This is a genomic window from Spirillospora sp. NPDC049652 (genome assembly GCF_040675125.1).
GTDB lineage: Bacteria > Actinomycetota > Actinomycetes > Streptosporangiales > Streptosporangiaceae > Spirillospora.
This window is the reverse complement of record NZ_JBFAOF010000150.1, coordinates 1-11359: the sequence shown is the minus strand read 5'-3', so window position 1 is coordinate 11359 and position 11359 is coordinate 1. Positions and strand designations below refer to the sequence as shown.

Annotated in this window: 14 protein-coding genes; 9 read left to right on the top strand and 5 right to left on the bottom strand. The window is 70.3% G+C overall.

Annotation, left to right across the window (positions count from 1 at the left end):
* The 4 genes from AB0J52_RS13195 to AB0J52_RS13180 all read left to right on the top strand — a co-directional run.
* The coding region (locus AB0J52_RS13195; RefSeq protein ID WP_500181816.1) for a hypothetical protein at positions 1 to 463 on the top strand (463 nt) is incomplete at its 5' end.
* Between the two features lie 166 nt (positions 464 to 629).
* Positions 630 to 1253: a dihydrofolate reductase family protein gene (locus AB0J52_RS13190; protein ID WP_500181815.1), complete on the top strand. Its 624-nt coding sequence runs from the start codon at positions 630 to 632 to the stop codon at positions 1251 to 1253.
* A gap of 39 nt (positions 1254 to 1292) precedes the next feature.
* Positions 1293 to 1616 (top strand): YciI family protein, encoded by a 324-nt coding sequence (locus tag AB0J52_RS13185; RefSeq protein WP_500181814.1) that lies wholly within the window; start codon positions 1293 to 1295, stop codon positions 1614 to 1616.
* Entirely contained in the window at positions 1613 to 2848 is a 1236-nt protein-coding gene (locus tag AB0J52_RS13180) for an RNA polymerase sigma factor (RefSeq protein WP_500181813.1), read from the top strand. The genes AB0J52_RS13185 and AB0J52_RS13180 overlap by 4 nt, the downstream gene beginning before the upstream one ends.
* 29 nt (positions 2849 to 2877) lie before the next feature.
* On the opposite strand, the gene AB0J52_RS13175 is transcribed toward AB0J52_RS13180, so the two are convergent.
* On the bottom strand, positions 2878 to 3762 hold the full coding sequence (locus AB0J52_RS13175) for a carbohydrate kinase family protein (protein ID WP_500181812.1): 885 nt from the start codon (positions 3760 to 3762) through the stop codon (positions 2878 to 2880).
* Between the two features lie 230 nt (positions 3763 to 3992).
* On the opposite strand from AB0J52_RS13175, the gene AB0J52_RS13170 reads away from it, so the two are divergent.
* Positions 3993 to 4757: a hypothetical protein gene (locus AB0J52_RS13170; RefSeq protein ID WP_500181811.1), complete on the top strand. Its 765-nt coding sequence runs from the start codon at positions 3993 to 3995 to the stop codon at positions 4755 to 4757.
* Positions 4754 to 5833 carry a thiamine-phosphate kinase gene (locus tag AB0J52_RS13165; protein ID WP_500181810.1) on the top strand — a complete coding sequence of 360 codons (1080 nt, stop codon included), beginning with the start codon at positions 4754 to 4756 and terminating at the stop codon, positions 5831 to 5833. The genes AB0J52_RS13170 and AB0J52_RS13165 overlap by 4 nt, the downstream gene beginning before the upstream one ends.
* Before the next feature lie 7 nt (positions 5834 to 5840).
* On the opposite strand, the gene AB0J52_RS13160 is transcribed toward AB0J52_RS13165, so the two are convergent.
* Together AB0J52_RS13160 and AB0J52_RS13155 are read right to left on the bottom strand one after the other, a co-directional pair.
* Complete coding sequence (locus tag AB0J52_RS13160; protein WP_500181809.1) at positions 5841 to 6716, bottom strand: viperin family antiviral radical SAM protein; 876 nt, start codon at positions 6714 to 6716, stop codon at positions 5841 to 5843.
* 140 nt (positions 6717 to 6856) lie between these two features.
* A complete protein-coding gene (locus tag AB0J52_RS13155) occupies positions 6857 to 8017 on the bottom strand; it encodes an epoxide hydrolase family protein (protein ID WP_500181808.1) in 1161 nt (386 codons plus the stop codon).
* Between the two features lie 401 nt (positions 8018 to 8418).
* Between AB0J52_RS13155 and AB0J52_RS13150 the strand changes: the two genes are divergently transcribed.
* Complete coding sequence (locus tag AB0J52_RS13150; protein WP_500181807.1) at positions 8419 to 8856, top strand: DUF2690 domain-containing protein; 438 nt, start codon at positions 8419 to 8421, stop codon at positions 8854 to 8856.
* A gap of 143 nt (positions 8857 to 8999) precedes the next feature.
* On the opposite strand, the gene AB0J52_RS13145 is transcribed toward AB0J52_RS13150, so the two are convergent.
* Together AB0J52_RS13145 and AB0J52_RS13140 are read right to left on the bottom strand one after the other, a co-directional pair.
* Positions 9000 to 9461: a response regulator gene (locus tag AB0J52_RS13145; protein ID WP_500181806.1), complete on the bottom strand. Its 462-nt coding sequence runs from the start codon at positions 9459 to 9461 to the stop codon at positions 9000 to 9002.
* Positions 9458 to 9856, bottom strand: coding sequence for a helix-turn-helix transcriptional regulator (locus tag AB0J52_RS13140; RefSeq protein WP_500181805.1), 399 nt, complete (start codon positions 9854 to 9856; stop codon positions 9458 to 9460). The genes AB0J52_RS13145 and AB0J52_RS13140 overlap by 4 nt, the downstream gene beginning before the upstream one ends.
* Before the next feature lie 265 nt (positions 9857 to 10121).
* Here AB0J52_RS13140 and AB0J52_RS13135 point away from each other — a divergent pair, with 265 nt between their 5' ends.
* Both AB0J52_RS13135 and AB0J52_RS13130 read left to right on the top strand, forming a co-directional pair.
* Positions 10122 to 10721 (top strand): TetR/AcrR family transcriptional regulator, encoded by a 600-nt coding sequence (locus AB0J52_RS13135; protein WP_500181804.1) that lies wholly within the window; start codon positions 10122 to 10124, stop codon positions 10719 to 10721.
* Between the two features lie 23 nt (positions 10722 to 10744).
* On the top strand, positions 10745 to 11359 hold a 615-nt coding region (locus AB0J52_RS13130), incomplete at its 3' end, for a quinone oxidoreductase family protein (RefSeq protein ID WP_500181803.1).

Genomic DNA, 11359 nt, shown 5'->3' with positions numbered 1-11359 from the left:
GCTCCCGAGCCGTCCGCCGGAACCGCACAAGCCGCCCGGCGGCGGCACCGCCCCGCGGATCGACCACCGGAAGGCGTCCCGCCGCTTGACGGAGCTGCCCGACACCCTGCTCGGCTGGGCCGGCGCCGACGGATTCCCCATGGTGATCCCCGCCTCCGTGGTCGGCGACGACCAGAGCGGCATACTGCTCGACGTCCCGCCCGGAATCCTCCCCGGCGGTGGCCGCCGCGCCGGCCTCACGGGCCACTCGTTCACCAAATACGTGCAGGGGCAGCACCAGCGCGTCCACACGGGATGGCTGGAGAGCGGTCCTGACGTCCGCTACGCCCCCCACACCGAGCTCGCCTACCGGACCCCGCCGTCCAAACTCGTGTACCGGCTCGAAGTGGGGGCCGCGATGCGCGTCGCCCAGGGACGCGCCCGTCGCGCGGGCCACGACATCCTCTCGATGACGGGCTCGTGAGACAGCGGCCGACAGAACCGCGGTGACCCCGCTGACCTGCGGGGACCGGCGGTCGCGGAAAAAACTTCAAAGAAATCCGGGAGTGGTGTCGGGTCGGGGCGGTCAGGTTCGTAGCAAGGGTGAGACCGCCCACCGGAGGCGGCGCCGACGCAGAGGAACCGCGATCATGAAGCTGACCACCATGACCCAGATCACCGTCGACGGAGTGATGCAGGGGAACGGCCACGCGTCCGAAGAGGAGCGCCGGAGCGGGTTCCACCGCGGCGGATGGGCCCTCGGCAAGGGCGACGAGGAGACCCACGCCTTCATCAAGCAGACCTACCAGAGCGCCGAGGCGTTCCTGTTCGGACGGCGCACCTACGAGGTGTTCGCCGCCTCGTGGGGGACCTACACCCCTCAGGACAACCCCGGCTGGGAAGGCGTCACGGAGGCGTTGAACACTCGGCCCAAGTACGTGGCGACCACCACGCTCACCGATCCGGCGTGGTCGGACACCACCGTCCTGTCCGGGGACGTCGCGGCCGCCGTCCGGGACCTGAAGGCCAAGCCGGGAGGGGAGCTGCAGGTGCACGGCAGCGGCGTCCTGGTCCGCTGGCTCCTGGAGAACGACCTGATCGACGAGATGACCCTGATCACCATCCCGGTGGTCCTCGGCCAGGGCAGGCGGCTGTTCCCCGAGACGGGCCGGGACCTGGCGCTCGACCTTGTCGAGTCGCGCGTCGACTCCAAGGGCGTGACGATCCAGGTCTACCGGCCGGCCGGACGCCCGCAGTACGCGCCGACGGCCTGACATCCTGGACGACGTTCCCACCGCAGGAGGCGGATTCCCGTGCAGTACCTGATCTCCGTGATCGACGACAAGGACAGTCCCGGCAGCGCCGACCGGCAGCCCGCCATCAGCGCGTTCAACGAACGGCTGATCGCTGAGGGCCACTGGGTCTTCGCGGGCGGGCTCGCCGACACCGACGCGGCCACGGTCGTCGACAACCGGGGCGAGCAGGCGGTGTTCAGCGACGGGCCCTTCGTGGAGTCCAAGGAGTACCTCGCCGGCGTCTGGGTGTGGGAGGCCCCCGACCTGGACGTGGCGCTGAAGCTCGCCGCCGAGGCCTCGAAAGTCTGCGACCGCAAGATCGAGGTGCGGCCGTTCCGGTGAGCGACGCCGAGCAGGCGGCCACCCGCGCCCACCAGGACGAGTGGGCGCGGGTGGTCGCCGCCCTGACCAGGCGCTTCGGCGACCTCGACATCGCCGAGGAGGCGGCCGCGGAGGCGTTCGCGACCGCCGTCGAGCGGTGGCGGGACGACGGCGTGCCGCCCAACCCCGGCGCCTGGCTCACCACCACCGCCAACCGCAAGGCCATCGACCGGATCCGGCGCGAGAACAAGCGCGACGCCAAGCACAAGGAGGCCCGGATGGTCCACGACCCCGGCCCGCCCGAGCCCGTCGGCGCCATCGAGGACGACCGGCTCCGGCTGATCTTCACCTGCTGCCACCCGGCGCTGGCGATGCCGACCCGCGCCGCGCTGACGCTGCGCATGGTCGGCGGCCTGACCGTCCCCGAGATCGCCCGCGCCTTCCTGGCGCAGGAGACCGCCGTGGAGCGGCGGATCACCCGCGCGAAGGTCAAGATCAAGGCGGCCGGGATCCCCTACCGGGTGCCGTCCGCCGCGGACCTGCCGGCCCGCGTCTCCGGCGTGCTCGCCGTCCTGTACCTGGTGTTCAACGAGGGCTACCTGGCGACCGGCCCGACCACCGAGCCCGTCCGCCGCGACCTGACCGCCGAGGCGATCCGGCTCACCCGCCTGATCCGCACGCTCCTGCCGGACGACGGCGAGGCGGCCGGGCTGCTGGCGCTGATGCTGCTCATCGAGGCCCGCCGCGCCGCGCGGGTCACGGCCGACGGTGAACTGGTCCCCCTGGCCGAGCAGGACCGGGGGGCCTGGGACGCGGCACTGATCGCCGAGGGCCACCGGCTGGTGCGCGAACGCCTCGCCGCTGCCGCCGCCGGGACGGCCCCGGGCCGCTACCAGATCCTCGCCGCGATCAACGCCGTGCACACCTCCGCCCGCGACGCGCGCGACACCGACTGGTCGCAGATCCTCGCCCTCTACGACCAGCTCGTCCGCCTCGACCCGTCGCCGATCATCGCGCTCAACCGCGCCATCGCGCTCGCCGAACTCGACGGCCCGCAGGTGGCACTGGCGGCCGTCGACCGTCTCGGGGAGAAGCTGGCCGGTTACCACGCCTACCACGCCACCCGCGCCGACCTCCTGCGCCGGCTGGGCCAGAGCCGACAGTCACGCGCGGCTTACGACAGGGCCATCGAACTCGCGGGCAACACCGCCGAGACCGCCTACCTGACCCGCCGCCGCAACCAACTGCAGTAGCGCTTACCCGCACCGTCAGGGGCGTCGTCCTACACCGCGTGGCCTTGGCGTTGGCCGACGTCGTCCCTGATGGCCGCGAGCGTCCGCAGGAGCTGGTCGCCGTCCACACCGAACTGGGTGACCTTGCTGGTCGCCGCTCGGACGGCGTGTCTCAAGGCGACCGGAGGCGCGACCGCCGACCGCAAGGCCAGGAACACACCGGCGAGGATCTCTCCGGCGTGCGTCGTGTCCACCGCCCTCACCGGCGGGGCGGGCGCGTGCCAGGTCTGGTGGCCGTCGCTGTAGGAGGCTCCGCCACTGCCGTGCTTGACCACGATCGGGGTCCCCGCCTCCGTTGTGTCGCCGCCGAGAAGCTCCAGCTCCTCATCGTTGGCGAAGCGCAGGTCGCACTCGGCCAGGGCGGCTCTGGAACTCAGTGGCTCGGTCCGGGCGTAATGCTCGAAGGCGTCGCAGGAGATGGTCCGGCGGCCGGGGAGCGATTGCAGGTAATGAAGCCACTGCAGCTGCTGTGCGGGCGGCGCGGTGCAGACATGAACGTGGCTCGCCGACCGGTAGGCGTCTGGAAAGCACGACAGCGGAACATGCGCTGCGACACCGAGGCTGGCGGCGAAGGACCGGGAGCCGTCGGCATGCTGGGTGATGTGGAAGCGCGCCGAAGGTCCCGCCATCCGGCACACTCCGCGAGTGTCGACCCCGAGCGCCCTGATCGGCTCCGGGTCGTGGTCCTCACCCACCACGGACACCAGGCCGACCCGGCCGGCCGCCGTCCCGGCGGCGCCCCGGGCACAGGCGTAGCCCGCCCCGCCGAGGCCATGGCTCTCTCCGGCCGGTGAGGATTCGTAATTTAGGCCGACATGGCCGATGATCACTAGGTCGAGTGGGCCGTTATCCAGCGGGGATGGGACCTTTCGCATCGACCCTCCGTGCCTCTGAAGCGGGCTTACCGGGATCCTAACCGTCGGCGCCACTTTCGGGCCAGCCTTAATGGGGTTCCCGCCTTGGCGCCGGCGGCGCCGCGCATTCCAGGGCGCCGGCGGCGCCGCACATTCCGGCCAAAAGGATCTCGTGGGTCCGGTGGTCGGTGGGATACCTCCCGGCTATGCTGACCGGAACTGCGCTCATTGGTGCAGAAGGCGGTGGTCCCATGGAACTGGCTCTTTTTGCCCTGGCGGTTCTGGCGGCGCTCGTCGGCGTCGCGACGCTCTATGTCCAATGGGGTCAGTACAATCTCCAGCGCGCTTCCGAGAACGGCCAGCCGGGGCAGCAGCTTAATCCCCGGGAAGCGGAGGAGATCCTCGACGAGATTCCCGAGGACGCGGTCCGCGGCATCGCCGTGCGCCATATCTTCATCGAGTCCGCCAAGCAGGGGGTCGGGTACCTCGAGAAGCAGGACATCGGCGTCTACCTCGACCTGCACAGCGCCAGCTGCGTGCCCGCCGAGCGCGCCGTGCTGGCGGAGTCGCTGGCGTCCTTCGTGCGGCAGGTGGCCGGTGAGCGCCGGCTGCGCGGAGCGTCGCTCGCCTCGCCGCGCGAGGGCAACCTGCTGGTCGGCGCGGGCGCGGCGGAAATCCTCGGCGTCAACTTCCTCATGGTCCGGACGGGGCGGGCGCCGAGGTTCGGCTATCCGATCGAAGGGACCTTCGCTCCGGGCTCCACGGTGTTCCTCGTCGACGACCTGTGCATGGAGGCCAGCTTCCTTTCCCGGTGCGTGCGACTGCTGCGCAAGTACGGACTCAACGTCTCGCACTGCATATGCCTTTTCGAGAGATTGGACGGCAACGCCCGTGAGGGCCTGGCGGGCATCGGGGTCGAACTCTGCTCGAAATACCAGATCGATGACGAGGAATTGAGCCGGATGATAGACCAGGGGATCTCCGACGGCGGGGGCGAAGAGGCGGGCCGGCCATGAAGCGCGACGACGATCTGCGGGCGGTCGGAGAGAAGGATTTCCTGGAAGGCCTGCTGCCCCGGCTCTACGCGGACCCGCTGCTGGTCGGCGGTTTCGGTCATGACGCCTCCGTGATCGAGCTGCCGGACGCGCCGTTCAATCTGATCCAGAAGATCGACCGCGCGTCCTATCCGGTCGCCCTCAAGGAGGGCTGGGCCGACCACGGCGCGTGGGGCCGGATGGCGGTGACCGCGAACTGCAGCGACATCCTCGCTTCGGGCGGGAGTCCGCTGTCCTGCATGATGGCGGTCCTGGTGCCCGGCACGGCGCGGGTTCGCGACGTCCGGGCACTGATCGCCGGCGCTGCCGCGGAGTGCCGCACGAACGGGGTCGTCTACGCCGGGGGCGACACCAAAGAGGCCGCGGACGCTCATGTGGTCGGCACGGCCGTCGGCATCGTGGCCAAGGACGGCTTCCTGCCCAGGAACGCCGCGCGCCCAGGCGACCTGGTGTACTGCGCGGGCGAGGTCGGCGGATTCACCGGGGCCTACTTCTTGCTCAAGCGCGTCCCTCCGGCGGAGCGGGAGCGAGCCGAGCAGGAATACATCGAATACCTCGCCCACCCGGCCGCGCAGTGGCGGACGGCGCGGATCGTGAACGCTGCCAAGGTGGCGCACTGCGGCATGGACGCCAGCGATGGGATCTTGGACGTCCTGCAGACGTTCGCCGCTGGAGGGCTCGGCGTCCGGCTCGATCTGCCCAGCATCCCGTACCACCGGTTCGCGGTGGAGTGCTCGCGGAAGACCGGGATTCCGCTGACGCAGTTCATCTTCGGCGGCGGTGACTGGAACATCCTGTACTGCGTGGCGCCCTCACAGGCGGATCGCATGGACGAACTCTCCCTGCAGGGGCTGCCGCTCCGCCGGATCGGCGAGATGCTCCCGAGCGGGGGCCCGACGGCCCGCAACAGTGATCACGAATTCTTCCGGCTGCGAGGTGTGGTGAACGAGCACTTCAAGAGCCGGATCGAGGACGCCTCGGATTTCATGGACCATATCGAGAAAGGCAATTTCCTGATCCCGGCCGACGCGACCTGATCCGCTGTCAGTACTTGCCGCCGCGAGCGAGAAACTTGTCCCTGCTGATGTGAACCTGAGCCAGCGCACGTTCCACGCCCACGCGCAGGATCGGCTCGCTGTACCGGTAGCCGCCGCCGGTGGCGTCAAAGAACCGGCCCGCCGGATCGACCATGGCGTAACTGCCGACCATCGCCTGATTGTCCTCTGTCACCACATGGACCCCATGCCGCTCGACGGCGGTACTGCGCGCCACGAAGCGCTCGAACTGCTCCGGGCTGACCTGAAGCCCTTCTACCGAGCCGGTGTTCTGGCCCTGCACCGGCAGCACCTGAAAGATCTTCCACCGCTCCGGCCGGACGGCGGTGACGAAACCGGTGAGGTCCTCGGTCCAGTTCACCGAGCTGACCACGGTATTGATCTTCAGGCGGACCCCGGCCGCGCTCACGCTCTCGCACAGCTCCCGGTAGTGCGCGGCGTCGGCGGCGCGGCCCCTGGTCAGGCGGCCGGTGGCGGTCAGCGTCTCCGGTTCCAGGCTGTCGATGCTGATGGTCATCCAGTCCAGGTCAGGGCACAACCGCTGCAGCGTCCGGCCGTCCAGCAGGCTGCCGTTGGTGACGATCGCGGTGGTCACGCCATGCCTCTTGGCCAGCCGCACCAGATCGGTGAGCCAGGGGCACAGGAGCGGCTCCCCGCCGGCGAAGGTGATCTTGCGGAATCCGCTGCGAGCGAGGAGGGTCACCACACGCTCCGCGTCAGGGCGCGGTAGGTGCCCTGCTGGAAGCACTGATCGCCGGACGTCGAGGAAAGTGGCGAAACAGAACCCGCACCGCATGTTGCAGGGCTGCCATAGATGAAAGTTGACCGTTTCGACGGGGGCGCAGAATTCGGCGTCGCGTGCCATCATCCTCCTGCATATCCACAGGCGGTCGCGTCCGGGCGGACCGGGTAGCCGCTACCTCTACTCCCCGCGGCTGTGAATAGCCTACTTTGCGCTTCCAGTCATGGATAGTCGGTTGGCCGTCAGTGACCAGCGGTGCCCTGTCAGCGGACGAGGTGGAAGAACGCGCGGAGCTCCTTCACGAACAGGTCGGGCTGCTCGAACGCGGCGAAGTGCCCGCCCTTCTCCGGCTCGTTCCAGTGGCGGATGTCGGTGAAGCGCTTCTCGGCCCAGCGTCGGGAGGGGCGCGGGTTCTCCTTGGGAAAGACCGAGCATCCGGCCGGTACGGTCACCTGGTCCGTCGTCTCGGCGGTGAAGATCCGCTGGACGGCCTTGAAGCTCTCCCAGTAGAGCCGGGCGGCGGACGCGCCGGTGCCCGGCAGCCAGTAGAACATGAGGTTGTCCAGGAGTTCGTCGCGGGAGAGCACGTTCTCCGGATGGCCGTCGCAGTCGGTCCAGGCGCGGAACTTCTCGATGATCCAGGCGCACAGCAGCGAGGGGGAGTCGACGAGCCCGTAACCGATGGTCTGCGGCCTGGTGGACTGCTCCAGGGAGTATCCGTCCTCCCACTCCTGGGCCCGTTCGAGCGCGGTCAGCGCATCGCGTTCCGGGTCGGTGAGGTCGTCGAACGTCTCCGGGTCCGGTGCGGCGAGCGGAGGGACGAGGTGGATGCCGGCCACACGGTCCGGGGCGCTCCGGCCGATCAGCGTGGTGACGGTGGTGCCCCAGTCGGAGCCCTGCGCGCCGAACCGTCCGTAGCCGAGGCGGGTCATCAGCTCGACCCATGCCCCGGCGATCCGCTCCACGCCCCAGCCGGGGCCGGCCGGCTTGTCGCTGAACCCGTAGCCGGGCAGGGACGGGCACACGACGTGGAACGCGTCGCGGGCGTCGCCGCCGTGGGCCGCCGGGTCGGTGAGCGGCCCGATGACCTTGAGGAACTCCACGACCGAGCCCGGCCAGCCGTGCGTGAGGACGAGCGGCAGGGCGTCCTCGTGCGGCGACCGGACATGGAGGAAGTGGATCCCCAGGCCGTCGATCGTCGTCCGGAACTGCGGCAGGGCGTTGAGACGCCGCTCGGTGGCCCGCCAGTCGTACTCCTCGGCCCAGTACCGGCACAGCTCGCGCAGGTAGCCCAGCGGGACGCCCTGCGACCAGTCGTCGACCGTCGCCTCCTCCGGCCAGCGGGTCCGCCTGAGGCGTTCGCGCAGGTCGGCCAGCGCCGACTCCGGGACGTCGATACGGAACGGGGTCACTGCGCCGGTCATGCCGTCCTCCTCGCTGAAGCGTTGATGTGAGCACGATCCGGGACGCACAGGCGCACGCCCGGATCGCGCCCGGCCCGGATCCGAGAACCCGGACACAAACGATCATGCCTCGCACGCCGCCGACCTGAACGACCGTCACCGCCGGATCTGAGCGGCATGCGACGTGGCGGTGTTCGCGCGTCCGAGCGCGGGTCCGGCGATGCTGAGCGGCCGGGTCCCGTCGGCATTGGCCCGAGAACCTCTGACCCCGCGATGTCCAGCGCGCGGACCTGGACAATCAGCGCCCGGTCGATTGTCCAGATCCCTGGCCGCTGGACAATTCGGCGTCTACAAAGCTCCCAGGACTCCCAGCCGGGGGTCGTTCGTCGGGAAGACGGGAGACGTTTCCCATGGTGATCAACATGAGGCGGGTCGGTCTCGGCTTGGCGGCCGTCGCCACCGCCGCGTCCGGCATGCTGGCGGTCACGCCCTCAGCGCAGGCCGCCACCTGCTCCGGGAACGGCTGCAATGGCACCGATCCGGTCAGCACCGGATGCAGTAACAACAGCACCGCCCCGCTGCAGGGCAACGGCCTCGGCGGTCACCTCGAACTGAGGTGGGGGCCCACCTGCTCCACCAACTGGGCGCGCTTCACGCCGGGTAATGGCGATGTCTACGAGATCTGGGTGACCCGGCGGAGCGACGGGGCGTGGGCCGGGTACGGCATGTACGTCACCTACAAGTTCTCCGGCGCCGGCGTCCCGAACTACAGCGACCAGATCTACAGTCCCGGCTCGGCCTCCGCCTGCGTGCGCGACATCACCACCAACTCCCAGAACTTCTGCCTCAACCAGCCCTAGTCGTGCTCGAAATCACGAGCTCGGCGGCGACGACGTGAGGCCCGTGACTGGTGTCGGCCGGGCCGAGGAGATGTCGCCGGCAGCCGGGAGCCGGACGAGGGCCGGCTCCCGGCTGCCGTCGCTGCCTGTCTCGGCCCGCCTGGTCAGGCGGCCTGGGGCGGGTGGGGGTGGCGGGCGGTGCGGGTGAAGAAGCCGTTGATGTTCTGGACGGCGGTGGTGAAGTCGTCCAGGTCGGTCGGCTTGGTGACGTACGCGTTGGCGTGCCGCCGGTAGGTGGCGGTGACGTCGTCGGGATTGGACGAGGTGGTGAAGATGACCACCGGGATCGAGCCCAGGTCCGGGTCGGTCTTGATCTCTTCCAGCACCGCCCGGCCGTCGCGTTTGGGCAGGTTCAGGTCGAGCAGGACCAGGTCCGGGCGCGCGGCCTCGGCGTGGTCGCCGCGGCGGTGGAGGAACTCCAGGGCCTGTTCGCCGTCCTGGACCACGTGCAGCGTGGGGTGGGCGGGGACGGCGGCGAGGCCGGCGAAGGCCTCCTCGATCAGCATCTGGTCACCCGGGTCGTCTTCGACGACCAGGACGGTTCGGAGCCATGCGGCGCTGCTCACTGTGTCACCTGCTCATGGTTGGTCGACTGTGCGGGGTCGCCGGACTCCGCGGCGGGGCGGCCGCCGGCGGGGGCGGGGTGGTCGTGGTCGGTGAACACGGCGAGCAGATCCCGGACGAGGTGGTCGGCCTCGGCGGGGTGCCGGAAGGGGTGCTCGGGGTCGACGTCGTAGTGGGTACGGCGTCCGACGCGGGTGCGGGTGATGTAGCCGGCCGCTTCCAGGTCGCTGACGATGGCCTGGGTGGAGCGTTCGGTGATGCCGATCGCCGCGGCGATGTCCCGGACCCGCGAGTGCGGACGCCGGGCGATCTGGACCAGGACGCGGGCGTGGTTGGTCAGGAACGTCCAGGGCCTGCGCTCGGTGGCGCGCCCGGACGTGCTGCCGTTGTGCCCCACGATCCCTCCCTGGACCGACCGCGTTCCAGCGCCGCCGGGATCGGCCTTCAACCTCTTTGACGAAGAGTATTTCATGAAACGCTTCCCGGGCTACTAGCGCGGGGGAGCTTTCCAGGGCGAGTGGGACGTCCCGCTGGTCCGGTTGCAGGTTACAAGTTTTGACATCTGTTACCAGGCGGCCTAGCCTCTCCCGCATGGAGCAGAGAACCCTCGGCGGTGACGTACTCGCGCCCCTGGACGGCGAGCGGACAGGAAGCGGGCGCTGATGCCGCCCCGGACCCCGCTGGACGCGAACACCATCCTGGCGGCCACCGAGGAGATCCTGCGCCGCCACGGGCCGGCGAAGGCGACCGTCGTCGACGTCGCCCGCGCCCTGGGCGTCAGTCACGCCGCCGTCTACAAGCACTTCGCGTCCAAGCAGGCGCTCCGCGAAGCCGTGACCCGGCGCTGGCTGGACGCCAACCGGGACGCCCTCGCCGTCATCGCGGCCGACCGGGCCGTCCCGCCCGCGCAGCGACTGCGTGCCTGGCTGCACGCCGTCCTGGCCATGAAGCAGGCCAAGATCCGGCAGGACCCGGAGCTGTTCGCCGCCTACGGAATCCTCGCGGCGGCGCACAGCAGCGTCGCCACCGGCCACGTCGCCGACCTTCTGGGCCAGTTGGCGGCCATCATCGCCGACGGTGCCGCCGACGGCGTCTTCCACGCCGACGACCAGGAGGCCACCGCCCGCGTGGTCTTCACCGCCACCGCCAAGTTCAACCACGTCGCCCATGCCGCCGAATGGCAGGAACCCGGCGTCGGCGCCGAGCTCGACGCGGTGTGCGACCTGCTGCTCAAGGGACTGCGGGCCCCCGCCTCGCCATGACGAACAAGGAGTGACAGACGACCATGGTGCAAGCAATCGGCGTGACCCGGCCGGGCGGACCCGATGCCCTCCGGGAGCTCGACCTGGCGGCCGAACCGATCGGTCCCGGCCAGGTCCGGATCCGGGTCACGAGCGCGACGGTGAACCCGACCGACGCGATGATCCGGTCACGTCCGCGGCAGGACGGGACGGACGTGGTCCGGGTGCCGGGCATGGAGGTCGCCGGAGTGATCACCGGCATCGGCCCGGCGGTCGAGCGCCCGTTCACCATCGGGGACGCCGTCATGGCCATCGTGGTGCCGTCGGGTGAGCACGGCGGCTACCGGGCGGACGTGGTGGTGCCGGCGCGGTCGGCCGCGAAGATCCCGGCCGGGCTGTCCGACGTCCAGGCCGCCACCATCCCGATGAACGGGCTCACCGCCCGGCTCGCACTCGACACGCTGGCGCTCCCGGCCGGCGCGACGGTCGCCGTCACCGGTGCCGCCGGCACCGTGGGCGGGTACTTCGTCCAGCTCGCCAAGCAGGCCGGGCTGGTCGTCGTGGCCGACGCCGCGCGGCAGGACGAGGAGTTCGTCCGCGCCTGCGGAGCCGACCAGGTCCTGCCGCGAGGGGACGACTTCGACCAGGTCCTGCCGCGA